Source organism: Nocardia nova, assembly GCF_002933465.1.
Classification (GTDB): domain Bacteria; phylum Actinomycetota; class Actinomycetes; order Mycobacteriales; family Mycobacteriaceae; genus Nocardia; species Nocardia nova_B.
On the sequence record NZ_PSZE01000008.1, the window covers coordinates 82,949 to 99,235 of the forward strand.

The following is a 16,287-nucleotide window of genomic DNA, read 5'->3' on the forward strand; positions in this document are numbered from 1 at the left end:
CATCCAGCAGGACAAGTTCCATGAATCCACCCTATCTCATATCGTATGGAAACGATATAGTTGGTAAACCGTATTAATTATCGATCGAGCGAGGCCTTGATGTTCGTCGCCTATCTGACCGTCATGCTCGTCACCATCGCCGCCAACACCTTCTCCGGGGTCGCCGCCGTCACCAGATTCGCCCCGGTCATGGCCACGCTGGCACCCGCGATGGAGACCGCCGGAATTCCGCAGTCGTGGCTCACCTTTCCGATCGGAACCTTGAAGCTCGCCGGTGCGGCCGGGTTGCTGCTGGGTGTGGTCGGGGTGCCGTACGTCGGTACGGCCGCGGCGATCGGCCTGGTGCTCTACTTCGTCTGCGCGGCCTATACCCACATCCGCGTCGCCGACTATGCGCAGACCTTCTATCTGGCCGTGGGGCTGTTCCTGCCCCTGGCCGTCGCCTGCCTGGTATTGCAGCTCGCGGACCAGCGCATCTGACACCGACGGGACGGCCCAGTGGACCGCAACCGTGGCCCGCCGGTGAACTGATCGTGCAAACCGCGCCTGATCAGGCGGTGTTCTCGCATTCTCGCGGAGGTTTGCACGGAAAGTTCGGTGCCGAAGCCGGGCGCAGCGTTCTCGAAGCCCCTGCCGGTGTCGTGCGGCAGGGGCCCGCGCGTCACGCGTTCAATAGGCCCTTCGCGATGTGGGTGACCTGGATTTCGTTGCTGCCCGCGTAGATCATCAGCGACTTCGCGTCGCGGGCAAGCTGTTCCACCTTGTACTCGGCCATATAGCCGTTGCCGCCGAACCGCTGGACGGCCTTCATGGCGACCTCGGTGCGGCGCGGGTGGCGGGATTCTCGGTCTCGCCGAGCAGGCGGTCGGGCGTCAGGCGGACATTGTCGAAGACCAATTCGCCGGTGAGGGACGAATTCATCCCCATTTTTTGAACGGCGCGCTCTGCACGAAACCGGGCATCCCCTTGTCGAGGACGAAGGTCAGCACTTTATGGTCGCGGCGATCGGTGCCGTCCTCCTCGTCGAGTTTGGCGTAGACGACGGTCACCTCGGCGTACGGGCCGTTGGTGATGAAGGTTTTGCGGCCGTTGAGGATGTAGTCCTCGCCGTCGCGTCGGACATAGGACTTCATGCCGCCGAACGCGTCGGAGCCGGAATCCGGTTCGGTGATCGCCCAGGCCCCGACCTTCTCGAACGTCACCAGCCCCGGCAGCCAGCGCTTCTTCTGCGCGAGGGTGCCGCGGCTGCGAATGGTGCCGACGGCGCCAGGCCGAGGCTGACGCCCATCGATGCGACGAGGCCCAGGCTCACTCCGGCCAGCTCGCTGTTGAGGATGACGCCCATACTGCGGAATCGACTCTCCTCACCAGTGGTGCTCGGCCGACTCCGACCGCGCCGCGATTCTGAGATGATCTCGCGGGCAACAGGTCTCATCCCCGCGTGCGCAGTCACGGTGATGATCGCTGTCGATACCGGTGGGTCCCGGCGCCGATCGCGGCTGAGCCGACACGACGCCCGCGAAACCGGTGGTCGCGCGGGTGTTTCGGTCCGTGGTCAGCCGCGGACCATCTCGGTGTCCTCGACGTCCTCGGAGTCGAGGACGACCGCCTCCGAGGAGTCCGAGCGGTTGGGCAGCAGTACCGCCATCACGATGACGATCAGCGCCAGGCCGGCGGATACCACGAAGGCCAGCCGCATACCCGACAGGTGGGCGACCAGCGGTGCGACCCCGCGATCGGTGAGGGTGGTGGCGCGGGCGGTCATCACCGTGACCACCAGGGCGGTGCCGAAGGCCGCGGCCACCTGCTGCAGGGTGCCGAGCATCGAGCTGCCGTGTGAGTACAGATGCTGCGGCAGCGCGCTCAGGCCGAGGGTGAAGACTGGCGTGAAGGCCGCGGCCAGCGACACCATCAGCAGAATGTGCAGGGCCAGCAGCTGCTGGTACGGCATGGTCAGCGAGATGCGGGTGAATCCGGCCAGCGCCGCGGTGATCCCGATCGCGCCGGGAATCACCAGCATGCGCCCGCCGAAGCGGTCGAACAGCCGCCCGATCGTCGGGCCCAGCAGACCCATCGCCAGACCACCCGGCATCACCAGCAGACCGGTTTCCAGTGGCGAGAGCGACCGTAGATTCTGCAGGTACAGCGGCAGCAGGATCATCGAGCCCATCATCGCCAGGAAGGCGACCGCCATCAGCACCACTGCCTTGGTGTAGGTGCCGGACAACAGGATTCGTAGATCCAGCAGGGGAGAACCGGTGCGCTGCAAACGAATCTGCCGAGCCGCGAACACCGCGATGAAGGCCGCGCCGGCCGCGACGATCAGCGCCGGGATCACGATGTTGCCCACCTCGAACCGGCTGAGGCCGTAGACCAGGCTGCCGAAGCCCAGGGCCGCGAAAACCACACTGGCCCAGTCGATCGCGCCGCTCTGCGGTTCGCCGACATTCTCCAGCTTCCGCAGGCCGAAGAAGGTCACCGCCCCGGCGATGGGCAGCACCAGTAGGAAGAGCCAGCGCCAGGAACCGATCTGGAGTACCAGGCCGGAGATGACCGGGCCCATGGCAGGAGCGACCGAGATGGCGAGGGTGACGTTACCCATGACACGGCCGCGGTCGTGTTCGGGCACTACGGTCATCAGGGTCGTCATGAGCAGCGGCATCATCACGGCGGTGCCGCCGGCCTGCACGACGCGCCCGACGAGCAGCACAGCGAACGACGGCGCCGCGGCCGACAAGAGGGTGCCGGCGAGGAAGACGCCCATCGCGAGCGCGTAGGCGCGGCGGGTGGTGACGCGTTGCAGGAACCATCCGGTGACGGGGATGACGGCCGCCATCGTGAGCATGAACGCGGTCGACACCCACTGCGCGGACCGTTCGGTGACGTGCAGATCGGTCATCAGGCGGGGGATCGCGTTGATCATGATGGTCTCGTTGAGGATCACCACGAAAGTGGCGAGGACGAGCAACCCGATCACCGCGGGGGTTCGCCGTCCGGCCGGGCGATGGACTGGTTCGGCGGGCATGTATACCTCCGGCTGGTGCGAACGCGGAATGTCTGACCGACGCCGAGCCACCCCTCTGTGCTTCGAACGTCACACCAGACCTGACGACCGTGGCCCACTCGACTCATCGGTGCCGCGCAAGTATTCCGGTGAATCGGGCACGCGAGCACGCGATTTTTCGCGCCGAAATGCACTGATAGCCGGGAGAAATGACTGTTCACCTGCGACGGTTCCGTGGGGCGCAGAACGGAGAGATGCTCGTCACACCGTGGTGGCCCGCGTCGCGCTCGGTCTGCCCGGCGCGCCTCGGTCACGCGGGCTGCCTTATGTGCCCGCGGGTAGCCCGAACTGCGCGCGCCGCGACCTGGACCGCTCCTCAGATGCGGCCGGAGCTCGACCCGCGGGCCGCAGCCGGGCCCCGAGGGCCGATCGGCGACGCGTCGGCCGGTCCGGTTCCGTCCGGCTGCGATACCCCGGCCGCCGTCGCCTCGGACCCGTCACCCCGGCCGACCGCGGGCAGCGGACCGAGCAGTGCCCGGCCCGCCCGCCAGTTCTCCCACATGCGCGTGATCAGGATCGTGAACGCCGTGTACACGCCGCCGAGCAGCACATCGACGACCCAGTGCTCGCCGCCGTAGACGAGGGTGAAGCCCATCGCGCACGGATAGATCACCAGGATCGCGCGCAGCCACCGGTGTCGCGTCAGCGGCCACAGCGTCGCGGCCACCAGCACCGAGAACGCCGTGTGGAGCGAGGGGACGGCGGCGACGTAATTGCCGTGGTTCTCGAGCCATTGCGCGCTCACGTTGGGATCGACCACGCCGAGTCCGAAACCCGATATGCGCCGCACGTGTTCCGGAATGGCTCCTTCGCGGCCCGCGTACCAGGGCGGCGCCGCGGGCACCAGCACATAGGTGACCAGCGCCAGATACGACAGCAGCAGAATCCGGCGCATGTACCGGACCCACAGCGGTCGCGAGTAGACGTAGAAGATCGCCGCGACCGCCCAGGGGAGGATGAAGTGGGTGGTGTAGACCACACCGATGATGGGTGTCCACCATGGCTGACCGTCGCCGGCCAGATGGTCCTGCAACCAGATCGTCGGCAGGGTGCCGCCGAACATCCAGCGATCGGCGGTGACGAGTTCGTGCATGCGCAGCGGCATGCCGAGCTTGTCGGCGAGGTCGCGGGTGTAGTCGTAGACCATGAGCGCCGCGATGAGCGGCAGCCAGTCGGTCAACACCCGGATGTGCTGGCGCCAAGGCCGATCGATGGTGAAGGCCAGAACGCCGCCGATCATCCACGCGGCCTCCTGCACGCGGCCGCCGGGTAGTAGTCCGGTGATCAAGGCCGCGACCAGTGCGGCCAGGTAGGCGAACCGCACAGCGTAGCGGATCAGCCGCCGTTGGCTTGTCGGCTCCGCGATTTCGGTGGTCTCCGGATGTACACCGAGCATTCGGCCAGTGTGCCATCCACATTCACGGGCCGGACACACCCATCCGGTTCGCGTGTCGGGCCGACGTGGTGTATCGGAATAGCACATCGGCAGCCCGGCCTTGCTGGCAATGTGCTGTCGATCGGCGCAGAGGTTGCCGAGAGTATCTCCGGCTTGCTGGTGAAGTCCGTTGGGCCGCAGTATGTTTCGAGCGTATGCCTGATGTCGAAAGGTTGGGACCGTGATCATCGCACTTCTCATTGCCGCGCTCAGCACCGGCAGCGCCGCTGTGGCGACCGCCACCGGACTCGCGAGCATGTTCGCCGGAAACCTCTGATCGGCGTTCGCCGGATACCCGGAACGGCGGGGGTCTCTCGGTAGAATCCGTCCCCGATGATGTCTCACCGGGTCGGATGGGGAGGATGCGGCAGTGCTGGAGGTGTGGGGGCGTCGGACCGCGGTCAGATATGCCGACGGGCGGATCACCACCACGCCGCTGGGCGTCGACGACGATGTCGCCCTGGATGTTCGGGTCTGCGATCTGCGTGACGCCTGCCTCGTCGAAGCCGACAGCGGTGACCTGCTGATCCTGCTGTATTTCCGGGCGCCGGACTATGTGATCAAAGGCGTTGCCACCCGGCGCAATCCGGCGACGATCTTCCTCGAACCCGAGGTGTTCACGCAGGCCGCCACACTCGTCCGCGCGATCGGCGACGATCTGCTCGAGATGCGGCGCATCGTGCGGCAGCGGCCGAATCTGACCCCGCCCCGGCCGGTTCCGGGGCGCTACGGCCCGATCCGCCCCGACGTGGCGCGCGCGGCCGAGCGGATGCGCACCCCGGAAATGTGCGCGCGGGAACTGGCGGCCCTGCACGCCTACGCACGCCCGGACGAATACATCCTCGAATGCGCATCGTGCGGCCACCGCGGCGCGCCGGGGCTGGTGGTGATCACCACCCTGCGGCTGCTGTTCGTATCGGCCGGGGCCACCTACGAGTTTCCGGTGGCCGCGCTGGATCGCACCGAGGTGGTGGCGCCGCCCGGATCGGTGGCGACGCTGCGCATTTCGGACGGCAACACGGATCTGGAATTCGTCTCCAGCGAGGCCGAGGATCTGCTGCGCGTCGACGGCGCCGTGCGGCTGGCCTGTGAGATCGAACATGTCGATGGTTCCATCGTGATGGCGCGCCCGTCGTCGCTGGACCTGTTCGGCGAATGGCAGTTGCTGGTGGAGCGGCGCAAACTCGGCATGGTCGACGCCGAGCAGTTCACATGGGAGGGCGTCGGCATTCTGCGCGCGATGCCGCAGTAATCGCCGTCGGTAATCGCCGTCAGTGGAACGGGGAGAGGCCGAACACCGGCGCCCCCGGATGCAGCGCCACCCGCCGCCACGGACTTGACGGGCGCATCAGCAGGCCGCGGATCATCCAGCGGCGCTCGTCGACCTGCTCCTTCGCCGCGGCGAGGTCCTGGGTGGCCGCCCAGAAGATGGCGCCGGTGAGGAAGCCGGACGCGAACTGCCGCCAATTGCGGTAGTGCTGCTGGGCTTTGGCGAGCGCACGGCCCAGCAGCGTCCACGCCTCGTCCTCGGCCAGATATCCGGCGGTGTGCGCGGCGCGGGCGATGAAGACGATGCGCGAGAGGTCCCAGGCGGTGGCGTCGGTGTTCAGCGGTTGCGGTAGCCGGTCGACGATGCCGAATTTGATGGCCTGCAACCAGGCGTCGTAATCGCGGTCGATGCCGTTGACGCCGCGGTAGCCGCGCACCTCGGACACGGTGTGCAGGAATTCTCGGTGGCTGTCGGCGAGGCCGGTGCGGTCGACACGGGTGGTGTCCTGGGCCGCCGCCGTCGCCAGCGGATGCACCATCGCGAACAATGGCGCGTGCATCCCGCTCAGCAGCCGGCCGATGGTGTCGCGCGCATCCTCGGCGTTGTCTACACCCCACGATTCGTGCAGGCCCTCGATGGTGGATTCGCGCCGGGTCTCCGAACTTCCGGGGTGTTCGGGCGCGAAGGCGACGGTGTCGTTGTAGGAGCTCCAGCTGCGGCCGTAGTACGCCCCGATCGCCAGCGCCCGGATGCGATCCTCGCCGATGGCGACACCCGACCATTTGTCCGAGGCGGGATCGAAATCCGAACTCGGAAATCCGCTGACGCGCGGCAGTCCGTGCGGTCCGGCGACCATCGTCACCACTGCACCCCCTCGCCCGTGAATACTGTCCGTGCGAGCCTACCGACCGGCTCCGCCGGAGCTCGCGAACCCATCGCGTACTTTCGAACCGAACCCCGGCCCGCGAAGGAGTAGGACATGCAGACCGTGACGTCGCAGGACGGCACCACCATCGCCTTCGACCGGATCGGTTCCGGCAGTGCGGGAACCGTCGTGCTGATCAGCGGCGCATTCGGTTATCGGCAGGTCCCCAACACCGTCGAGCTGGCTGAGGCGCTGGCCGAGAACTACGGCCTGCGCGTGCTCAACTACGACCGCCGCGGCCGCGGGGACAGCGCGGACTCGCCCGGGGTCTACGACAGTGCCAACGAGATCGCCGACATCCGCGCGCTGGTGCAAGCCGAGGGCGGATCGGCCGCCCTGATCGGCTGGGGCTCGGGCGCGATCCTGGCGCTGCTGGCCGCGCGCTCGGGCGCGATCACGGGGATCACCGACGTGGTTGCGTTCGAACCGCCGTTCGTGGTCGACCCGAAGGATCACGTGCCGCCCAAGGACGCGGAGGAGAAATTGCGCGAGCGCATCGCGGCGGGCAAGCGCAGCGGTGCGATCCGGTACTACATGACCAAGGTGATGGGCGTGCCGGGACTGGTCGTCGCGGTGATGCGGATGTCGTCGGTGTGGAAGAAGCTGGTCACCACCGCCGATTCGACGGCCCACGATTTCGCTGTGCTGAAACCGTTTTCGCGCGGTGAGACCATCCAGCCGGAGGACTGGGCCGCGCTCACGGCGCCGACGCTGCTGCTGATCGGCGAACGCTCGGCGCCCGCGCTCACCAAGGGGGCCAAGAAGATGGCCGAGGTGCTTCCGAATGCCGAGTTGCGGGAGCTGCCCGGCGTGAGCAACGATCCGGTCGCGGCCGAACTGGCCCCGGCGATCGGTGAATTCCTCACGCGCACATGATGATCAGCGTGGTCCCATGACGATCGGCTAGGGATGCGGCTAGGGGATGCTGGCGGGGGCCCGCACGACCCGCCCGCCCAGTCGTTCGGTCACCTCGAAACCCTGTTCGCGGAACCAGCGCGCCAGGATCGGGACCGCCGAATCGTCGTCGCGGAACGTGGGGACCAGTTGCGCGACGATATGCATGCCGTGGGCGTCGGCGGTGCGGCACAGGTGGCGCAGCGTCGCGGTGCCCAGGCCCATCCGCCGCAGCGGCGGAATCACATCGATGTGATCGAGTTTGATGGTGCTGGCATAGATTTCGAACTGAACCGCGACCGGACCCCGATCTCCGGCCAGCGTCGCCGGATCCGCCGGCACCGGGCGCACCTCGCCGGGCAGGTGCACGATGAGCCGGCGCCGCGCCTCGTCGTCGGGCGCCATGCGGACGGCCTGCACCACGCGATCGGTGAGATCGCTGACGGCCGTGCGGTCACCGTCGGCGGCGAGCGGACGGATATCGGTGGTCCTGCGCGCTGTGTCGCGCAGCGTGCGCACCCAATGCGGATCGACCTTGCCGTAGCGCTCGGCGAGCTGACCGATGGTGTGCTCGAGGCCGAAACAGCCGCCGAAGGTTCCGGTGTCGCCGCCCGACAGCACGCCCCACCGATGGTCGTCGGCCCCGACGCAATGTCGCGCCAGTTCGGCGCGGATCTCGTCGCGGCGGCGTTCGGCCTGATCGACCGCCGCGCGGGGCAGAATGCGCAGCCAGCGTTTCCATCCGTCGAGATTGGCGCGGATCCGGGTACCGGCGAGATCGGCGCAAGCCTGCTGGTAGTTGCTCCAGGCTTGCTCTCGCCGCTGGATCAGCTGCCGATCCGGACGGGTGGGATCACCTTCCGCGGTCGGCGTGTTGTCGTCCATATTTATCTACGGTACGACGGAAGCGCAGGATGACCGGGGTGTTGGGAAATCGTCGGTGGTGTGTCGCCGGCGCCGGGTGGCAGCTGGCGGGGGGTGCCTCGGAGATTTACCGATCGATTGCGCCTGGCGTGTCGGCTCAGGACTCGGTGGGCACCTTGGTTCGCGGCGAACGCAACGAGGCGGGCAGCAGCGGTTCCGGCGTCGGGGGCCGCGGTCCGGTGACGACATACAGGGCGACCAGCAGCACGCTCAGCCACACATAGGTGTCGCCGACCAGATGCTGCCACGGCGTCCAGGCCAGTTCGCGGTTGTTGTCGCCGGGTTCCCAGTTCTGCGGGCCGATGGTGAACACGACCGCGGTCGCGAGGATTATCGGGTACCAGATCATCGCCTGCCGGCGTGGCAGCCGAGTCGCGACGCCGACGGCGGCCAGCAGGCCCGGCGCGATCCAGACCCAGTGGTGCGACCATGAAATCGGCGAAACCAGCAGGGTGAAGACGGCGTTGAACGCCAGGGCCAGCGCCGGATCGGTGACCGCGCGCCGCATCGCCGCCACCACCAGGACCAGCAGTGCCAGACTCAGCAGCGCCCACAGGGCGGTGAAGGCCGGTTCGGGTACCTGGAAGCGTGACAGCACGCCTTGAATCGACTGATTGGTCCGGAAGGCCGACCCGCTGAGCCCGGAGACATTGCCCATCCCGCCGAACCAGTACTTCACCGATTCGTGCGGCATCAGGGCGAACGCGATGCCGGTGGCGACGGCGCCGGTAATCGCCGCGGTGAGCGCCGAGCGGTAGTCGCGGCGAACCAGGAAATAGAGGACGAAGGCGGCCGGGGTCAGTTTGATCGCCGCGGCGATGCCGACCAGGACGCCGCGCGGCCAGCGGGTGCGTTTGGGCAGGCAGTCCGCGGCGACCAGCACCATCAGCAGCAGATTGACCTGTCCGAAATCCAGTGTCGAATGCACCGGTTCCAGCAGCATGCCCAGCGGAATCGCGCAGGCGCTCGCCCACAGCACCACCTCGGTGCCACCGCTACCCCAGACTCGGCGGGCCACCAGATAGAGCGTGATCGCCAGCGCCAGCGTGGAAACCACGAAGAAGCTGATCGCCGCGGCATTCCACGCCAGCAGTGCGAACGGGCCCAGCGCCACCGCGGCGAAGGGTGGATAGATGAACGGCAGGCTGATCCCGAGCGTGGTTTTCGGCAGACTGCCGTACATATCGGCGCCGTCCCACATCGCCTGCACGCCTAGGCGATACACCTGAAGGTCGATGAATTCGCGCTTGATCGGCTGCAGTGGCCAGCTGGGCCGCAACAGCCAGAACACGCTCAGGGCGACCAGCAGTACCGGAACCAGCCAGACGAGCCGACCGATGCGGTGGGCTCCCGGCACGCGAGGTCCCGACAGCGGCCGGGCGGATGTGGAGACGCTAACCATCCGGGACGAGATTACCGACTGTGGGCGCCGGAGCGAAGCTGGGGGCGAATTTCCACCGGAGGCACCCGATAGCATGAATGCGCTATGACGACTCTGCCCGAGCAGCCGGGAGACCGCTCGGCCGAGGCCCCGCTGCTGCTGACGAACGCGCCGCCGCGCACCCTGTCGTTCGGTGATCAGGCCGCGTTCTGGGCCAACCTGGGCGTGAGCCTGATCGGCTTCACCGGGGCCTTCTACGTGCTGCAACCGGCCGGCCATCCCCAGTTGCCGGTCGCGGCGGCCGTGCTCGCCACCGCGGTGGGAACCGTGCTGGGCACCGCGATGGTGGCGGCCGCCGGCGCGGTGGGCGCGCGCACCGGCGCGCCGGCGATGGCCAACTTCCGCGGACTGTTCGGCACCCGGCTGTCGTATGTCCCGACCGTCGCCAACATCGTGCAGTGCGTCGGGTGGGGTGTGTTCGAGCTGACCGTGATCGCGGGCGGGGTCGCGGCCCTTACCCACGGGAATCTGCCGCACGGCGCGGTGATCGTCGGGGCCGGTGTGTTGTGTACCGCGATGGCCATCTGGCCGTTGAACGTGCTGCGTATTTTGCGCAAGTACGTGACGGTCGCGGTGGCTGTGGCCATGGGCTGGTTCACGATTCAGTTCCTGCGCCAACCGCTGCCGACGGTGACGGGCACCTCGTGGAGCGGATTCTTCCCCGGCGTCGATACCGCGCTGGCGGTGGCGGTGTCGTTCGTCCCGCTGGCCGCCGACTACACCCGCCACGCCCACGGCGCTCGCTCCGCCACCGGGGCTGCGATGGTCGGCTATTCGATCGCGCAGACCTGGTGTTATCTACTCGGCATCGTCGCGCTGCTGCAGGCCGGCGGTGATCCGGACCGGATCTTCGACACCTTCCTCGGCGTCGCGGCCGGATGGCTGTTCTTCGCGGTGCTGGTGCTGCGGGAATCGGATCAGTCGTTCGCCAACGTGTATTCCACCGCGATGTCACTGCAGAATCTGCTGCCGCGCGTGGACCGGCGCTTCCTGGCCGCGGCGGTGGGTGCGCTCGCGACCGTGCTGGCGCTGGGGGTGCACGACTTCACCGGATTCTCGAATTTCCTGCTGCTGATCGGATCGGTGTTCGTCCCGCTGTGCGCGGTGCTGGTGGTCGACTTCTTCCTCGGCCGCGGCCGCCGTGGGTGGGATCTGTCCGAGAACGCTCCCGCCCGTCCGCTCCTGCTGGTGCCGTGGTTGCTCGGCTTCGTCGTATACCAGGTACTCAATCCGGGATCGGTGGATTGGTGGGCGCGGATCTGGCTGCGGGTACAGGACATCGTCGGGGTACATCCCGGCTGGTGGTCCTCCGCCTCGCTGTATTCGTTTCTGGCCGCGACCGCCTGCACCGGTGTGCTGGTCCGTCTCGAACGGCTGCCCGCCCGGGCCGAGCGGGAGCGAACGTCCTGAGCCGGGCGGGAGGCGAGTCTCCAGGGGCGGGGGATCTGGTCTTCGCGATGGGTGAAAGTGGGCTGTCCGCACCGGCGTTCTCCCCACTGACTCCCAGCGAGCTGGGAGATCTGTTCGCGGAGCCGGGCGCGACACCCGTGATCGAATGGCGCAGCCGACGGCCGTTGTCGTCCACGGCCCGGGTGCGCCTGGGCGACGGAACGCGAGTCGTGGTGAAGCGGATGCCTTCGGCGCTGCGCGATCCCGGCACCCTCGCCCCCGAACATGCCTTCATGAATCACCTTCGCGCACAAGGTATTCCGATCCCCTGGGTGCGGGCGACGGAGCGCGGCGAGTTCACCTACGAAATCCAGGAACTCGGGGCGGGCGAGGACCGCTACCGCGACGATTTCTCGTGGAGTACCTATCACTCGGCCGACGATGCGACCGCGGCCGGAGCGATGCTCGCGCGCCTGCATCTCGCCGCCGTGGGGTTCGAGGCGCCGGAGCGTCCGCCGCATCCGTTGCTGGCCGGGCTGTGCACGGATGCGGCCGCGGCCGTCGACCGCTACGTCGCCGCCCGCCCGGTGGTCGGCCGGTTCCTGGCCGCCGAGCGACACCCGGGCGCGGTGCGGTGGCAGGCCGGACCGCCGGTGGATCGACCGCGCGCGACGGATGCCCCCGCTCCCGGATCCGAACTAGCCGCCGCGGTCGCGACCTTGCCCGCGCTGTGGACGCACAACGATTGGCACGGCACGAATCTGCTCTGGTCGGACGGCGGGATCACCGCCGTCCTGGATTTCGGCCTGGCGAACCGTACCGTGGCCGTCTTCGATCTCGCCACCGCGATCGAACGCTTCGCTGTCGACTGGCTGTCGATCGCGGCGGGCGGCCCGGCCCGCGTGCAGGCCGGGCAACTGGCCGCATTCCTGCGGGGTTACTGCCGGATCAGGCCGCTGCATCGGGTCGAGCGCGAGGTCCTGCCCGATCTCTTCCCGCTCGTACACGTCGTCTACGAATTGTCCGAAATCGATTACTTTCTTACGATTCCGCCTCGTCGGCAGGTGCGCAATGCCCGGATCGCTTACCGTAACTACTTTCTCGGTCGCTCGGTGTGGGCCGCATCGACCGAGGGCAAGGCCTTCACGACCATGTTGCGACGACTGAGTGCCGAGTGCGGTTAGGTTGCTGTCTGCGGGTCACGGGGGATCGGTGACAACGGAGGAGACGGGTGTGGCTGAGCCGACGCCAACGCAGAACACGGCCCGATCGGTGCCGAACCCCAGGTGGGGTGGTCTGCTGCGAACCAAATCGGTCGAACAATCGATCCGGGATACCGATGAACCCGATTCCAAACTCCGCAAGGATCTGACCGCCTGGGATCTGACCGTCTTCGGTGTCGCCGTGGTGGTCGGCGCCGGTATCTTCACGCTGACCGCGCGCACGGCCGGCAATGTGGCGGGCCCGTCGGTCTCGCTGGCCTTCGTCTTCGCCGCCATCGCATGCGGTCTCACCGCCCTGTGCTACGCCGAATTCGCCTCCACCGTCCCCGTCGCGGGTAGTGCCTACACCTTTTCGTACGCGACCTTCGGCGAGCTGGCGGCGTGGATCATCGGCTGGGACCTGATCCTCGAATTCGCTCTCGCCGCATCGGTTGTCGCGAAGGGATGGTCGCAGTACCTGGGTGAGGTGATGGGCTCGCGGTCACCGATCGTGCATATAGGCTCCGTCGAATTCGATTGGGGTGCCGCCCTGTTGATCGTCGTCCTGATGGTGCTGCTCGCGATCGGCACCAAGGTGTCCTCGCGGGTGTCGGGGATCGCGGTCGCGATCAAACTGTCGGTGATCGCGGTCGTCATCGTGGTCGGGCTGACCTATTTCAAGCCCTCCAACCTGAAGCCCTACATTCCGCCGTCGCAGCCGAGCGATGCCGGTGAGGGCCTGCACCAGTCGCTGTTCTCGTGGCTGACCGGGGCCGGTAACAGCACCTTCGGCTGGTATGGGTTGCTGGCCGCGGCGAGTCTGGTGTTTTTCGCGTTCATCGGCTTCGACGTGGTGGCAACCACCGCGGAGGAGACCAAGAATCCACAGCGCAACGTGCCGCGCGGCATTCTGGGTTCGCTGCTGATCGTGACGATCCTCTACGTCGCGGTCACCATCGTGCTGACCGGCATGGTCCCCTACACCGCGCTGTCCGGGAACGACGCCACCCTCGCCACCGCCTTCGGCCTGCACGGGGTGACCTGGGCGAAGAACGTCATCTCTATCGGGGCCCTGGCCGGTCTGACGACGGTGGTCATGGTGTTGTACCTGGGCCAGACCCGCGTGCTGTTCGCGATGGCGCGCGACGGCCTGCTTCCGCGCCGGTTGGCCCGCACCGGCCGTTTCGGCACACCGGTGACGCTCACTGTCGGTGTGGGTGTGGTGTGTGCGGTGCTGGCCGGCTTCGTACAGTTCGGCACGCTGGAGGAAATGGTCAACATCGGGACGCTGTTCGCGTTCGTGCTGGTGTCGGTCGGCGTGCTGATCCTGCGGCGCACCCGCCCCGATCTGCCGCGCGGATTCCGGGTTCCGCTGGTGCCGCTGATTCCGATTCTCGGCGTGCTGGCGTGCCTGTGGCTGATGCTCAATCTGTCGGTGGAGACCTGGCTGCGATTCCTGATCTGGATGGTGATCGGGTTGGTCGTCTATTTCACCTATGGTGTGCGGCATTCGGTGCTGCGCTCGACGCCGATCTCCGACACTCCCACGCCGGCCTCCGGGGGCCGAGTTTCCGAAGGCTGAGTTTCCGGAGGCTGAGTTTCCGGAGGCTGAGTTTCCGGAGGCTGAGTTTCCGAAGGCGGGGCACCGAGGGGCTCGGCACCCGCGTACGCCGTCCGGGCCAGGGCGCGGGCTCGATCGAGCTGGTCGATCACCACCTCCCAGGCCGGGTGCCCGGCATCCGGCGCGTCCAGCAGATCGCGATGGATACGCAGCAGCGTGCGGGTGGCCTCGGCGGTATGCGCGGCCGCCTGCAGCGCGGGGGCCGACGGCACGGTGGTGAAGTGCAGTCCGGCGATCCGATGGGCGAGCCAGTACGCCTCGAAATGTGCCTGGGCGCAATGCTCTTCGCGTTGTTCCCGATCGTCGGTGGCATAGGTCGCGGTTCCCGGCCCGGCGGCGCGGGCCCGTTCCTCGAGTGCGGTGAGATCGGGAGCGCCGGTCAGCGAGTGGCGCAGATCATCGCCCATCATTCGGTACAGCAAACCGGCGAGCAGGGCGTGCTCGACCGCTGCCGAATCGGTTCCGGACATGTCCGAAAGACGGGCTTGCTCGGCGGCTTCGTCGGTATCGGCGCGGAGCACCGCCAGCGCGGCCCGCAATTGCGCAGTGGTAGCCATCGCGTCACAGGCTACCTCCTAGCAAACGTTTTGCCCATACCGTCCGGCGACTGATGCGCGAGGTCCGCCACGGGCGGTGATGTGCCGCAGCCGATCCTGGACACCGGCGGCAGGGTCGCCGGCCACGCAAGCGACGCGATGGCCCCGAAATGACCTCCTACCCGGCCGCTTTCGGATACGGGCGCACTCATCCGGATGCCGCCCCGCCGGGCACGAATCGCTGGTCCGGCCCGCTCCCGACTCGCCTCGGTCGCTCGGAGCGGCCGGTCGTGAGCGTGATCGTCGGCAGACCGGTCAGTTGACCTGGAATCGCAGGTAGTGGCCGCTTTCGCGAATGCGGTGTGTCCGGCTGCGGGCGAGGCGGCCGGTGCGGTTCAATTGGATCTGTTTGACGAGTTGTCACTGCATGCTCTGCGCTCCAACCGGCATCACCTCAGTACCGGCATCACCTCAGCATCCGAGAGGACAACGAACGTGAGCATGGTTCTCGCCGTACACGATATGTACACCACCGTGCTGGCTCAGGTCGGCAACCCCACGCCGGAAACCCCGCCGGCCGCGGACAAACTGCTGAAGCTGGTTCGCTACTTCACCTGGTTCGTCCTGCTGTCCGGCGTCAGCGCCATCACCTACGGCGGCGGCCGCTTCGCCTGGGAAAAGTGGAGCGGCGGCGGTCTGGAGTCGCCGAAGATGGTGGCCGGCGCGATGATCGGCGGTGGCGTCGCGACCAGCGCGGGCACCATCATGAACGCCGTCATCGGGAGCTGACCGCCCCACCCGCGCGGGCGTGCCGGATAGCCGGCACACCCGCCTGCGTGTGGTTTCCTGGCTCGTCCGCGAGCCACCGTCGACCCGCGAGCCGAACGGCCGGTGAGCCGAACGGCGCGACCGCGGGCGATCAGTTCTGCCCGAGCATCCCGCGCATCTGCTGAATCTCGGCCTGCTGCGCGGTGAGGATGTTGTGCGCCAGCGTCTTCGCGTCGGCATTCGTGCCGTCGGCGATCTCGGTATTTGCCATATCCACCGCACCCTGATGGTGCGCGATCATCATCTGCAGCCACATCCGGTCGAAATCGGCGCCGGAGGCGTCGCGCAACTGTGTCATCTGCTCGGACGTCATCACGCCGTTCATCGGATGGTTCATGGTCGCCTGCGGAGCGGGCTTGCCGAAACTGTGCAGGAGCGCGGCGAACTGCTCCATCTCCGGGGCCTGCGCCTTCTCCACATTCGCGGACAGGGTGATCAATTCCTGATTCTGCGACCGGCCGGGCACCAGCTTCGCCATCTCCACCGCCTGCGCGTGATGCGGATACATCATCGTCAGGAAGCTGACGTCGGCGTCGTTGTAGTCGGTGCGGGCCGCGGAGGACGGTGCACCGGTGTGATTCATCCCGGGCATGTCGGCCATCGACGAATGCGACGACGTGGCCGAGGCCGAGGTGTTCGAGCTGCCGGAGTCGTCGCTGCCGCAACCGGCGACGATCAGGGCGGCAGCGGCGAGGGTGGCGGCGGACAGCATGCGGATACGAGTAGTGAACATAATTGTGCTCCTGGGGAATTGCGAT

The 16,287-nt window shown here is 67.5% G+C and carries 14 protein-coding genes and 1 pseudogene; 7 read left to right on the forward strand and 8 right to left on the reverse strand.

Annotation, left to right across the window (positions count from 1 at the left end; translation table 11 throughout):
• Positions 1-99: 99 nt before the first annotated feature.
• The gene (locus C5E41_RS12190) at positions 100-480 is read left to right on the forward strand and encodes a DoxX family protein (RefSeq protein WP_104375939.1); all 381 of its coding nucleotides are present in this window, start codon (positions 100-102) and stop codon (positions 478-480) included.
• Positions 481-661: 181 nt separating this feature from the next.
• On the opposite strand, the pseudogene C5E41_RS12195 reads toward C5E41_RS12190, so the two are convergent.
• The 3 genes and pseudogenes from C5E41_RS12195 to C5E41_RS12205 form a co-directional block, all read right to left on the reverse strand.
• A pseudogene (locus C5E41_RS12195) lies at positions 662-1,438 on the reverse strand (acyl-CoA dehydrogenase family protein); the annotation flags it as partial.
• A gap of 117 nt (positions 1,439-1,555) precedes the next feature.
• Positions 1,556-3,025 (reverse strand): MDR family MFS transporter, encoded by a 1,470-nt coding sequence (locus C5E41_RS12200; RefSeq protein WP_104375940.1) that lies wholly within the window; start codon positions 3,023-3,025, stop codon positions 1,556-1,558.
• 355 nt (positions 3,026-3,380) lie between these two features.
• Positions 3,381-4,460, reverse strand: coding sequence for a phosphatase PAP2 family protein (locus tag C5E41_RS12205; RefSeq protein WP_181063213.1), 1,080 nt, complete (start codon positions 4,458-4,460; stop codon positions 3,381-3,383).
• Between the two features lie 409 nt (positions 4,461-4,869).
• On the opposite strand from C5E41_RS12205, the gene C5E41_RS12210 reads away from it, so the two are divergent.
• Positions 4,870-5,751: a hypothetical protein gene (locus C5E41_RS12210; RefSeq protein ID WP_104375941.1), complete on the forward strand. Its 882-nt coding sequence runs from the start codon at positions 4,870-4,872 to the stop codon at positions 5,749-5,751.
• A 19-nt stretch (positions 5,752-5,770) separates the two neighbouring features.
• Here C5E41_RS12210 and C5E41_RS12215 read toward each other — a convergent pair whose 3' ends face one another.
• Entirely contained in the window at positions 5,771-6,625 is an 855-nt protein-coding gene (locus C5E41_RS12215) for a DUF1266 domain-containing protein (protein ID WP_258080939.1), read from the reverse strand.
• Between the two features lie 123 nt (positions 6,626-6,748).
• Here C5E41_RS12215 and C5E41_RS12220 point away from each other — a divergent pair, with 123 nt between their 5' ends.
• Positions 6,749-7,570 carry an alpha/beta fold hydrolase gene (locus C5E41_RS12220; RefSeq protein WP_104375943.1) on the forward strand — a complete coding sequence of 274 codons (822 nt, stop codon included), beginning with the start codon at positions 6,749-6,751 and terminating at the stop codon, positions 7,568-7,570.
• A 39-nt stretch (positions 7,571-7,609) separates the two neighbouring features.
• On the opposite strand, the gene C5E41_RS12225 is transcribed toward C5E41_RS12220, so the two are convergent.
• Together C5E41_RS12225 and C5E41_RS12230 are read right to left on the reverse strand one after the other, a co-directional pair.
• Entirely contained in the window at positions 7,610-8,473 is an 864-nt protein-coding gene (locus C5E41_RS12225; RefSeq protein ID WP_104375944.1) for a hypothetical protein, read from the reverse strand.
• A 136-nt stretch (positions 8,474-8,609) separates the two neighbouring features.
• Positions 8,610-9,914 (reverse strand): glycosyltransferase 87 family protein, encoded by a 1,305-nt coding sequence (locus C5E41_RS12230; RefSeq protein ID WP_104375945.1) that lies wholly within the window; start codon positions 9,912-9,914, stop codon positions 8,610-8,612.
• Positions 9,915-9,998: 84 nt separating this feature from the next.
• On the opposite strand from C5E41_RS12230, the gene C5E41_RS12235 reads away from it, so the two are divergent.
• From C5E41_RS12235 to C5E41_RS12245, 3 genes are all read left to right on the forward strand, one after another.
• Positions 9,999-11,363: a purine-cytosine permease family protein gene (locus C5E41_RS12235; RefSeq protein WP_104375946.1), complete on the forward strand. Its 1,365-nt coding sequence runs from the start codon at positions 9,999-10,001 to the stop codon at positions 11,361-11,363.
• 47 nt (positions 11,364-11,410) lie between these two features.
• Positions 11,411-12,526: a phosphotransferase enzyme family protein gene (locus tag C5E41_RS12240; RefSeq protein WP_104375947.1), complete on the forward strand. Its 1,116-nt coding sequence runs from the start codon at positions 11,411-11,413 to the stop codon at positions 12,524-12,526.
• Between the two features lie 88 nt (positions 12,527-12,614).
• Positions 12,615-14,126, forward strand: coding sequence for an amino acid permease (locus C5E41_RS12245; protein ID WP_104375948.1), 1,512 nt, complete (start codon positions 12,615-12,617; stop codon positions 14,124-14,126).
• On the opposite strand, the gene C5E41_RS12250 is transcribed toward C5E41_RS12245, so the two are convergent.
• Entirely contained in the window at positions 14,039-14,722 is a 684-nt protein-coding gene (locus C5E41_RS12250) for a hypothetical protein (protein WP_104375949.1), read from the reverse strand. The two genes, C5E41_RS12245 and C5E41_RS12250, sit on opposite strands and share 88 nt — an antisense overlap.
• Before the next feature lie 480 nt (positions 14,723-15,202).
• Here C5E41_RS12250 and C5E41_RS12255 point away from each other — a divergent pair, with 480 nt between their 5' ends.
• The gene (locus C5E41_RS12255; protein WP_104376110.1) at positions 15,203-15,490 is read left to right on the forward strand and encodes a hypothetical protein; all 288 of its coding nucleotides are present in this window, start codon (positions 15,203-15,205) and stop codon (positions 15,488-15,490) included.
• Between the two features lie 130 nt (positions 15,491-15,620).
• Here the strand turns inward: C5E41_RS12255 and C5E41_RS12260 are convergent, their stop codons facing one another.
• Positions 15,621-16,262 carry a DUF305 domain-containing protein gene (locus tag C5E41_RS12260; RefSeq protein WP_104375950.1) on the reverse strand — a complete coding sequence of 214 codons (642 nt, stop codon included), beginning with the start codon at positions 16,260-16,262 and terminating at the stop codon, positions 15,621-15,623.
• Positions 16,263-16,287 lie beyond the last annotated feature (25 nt).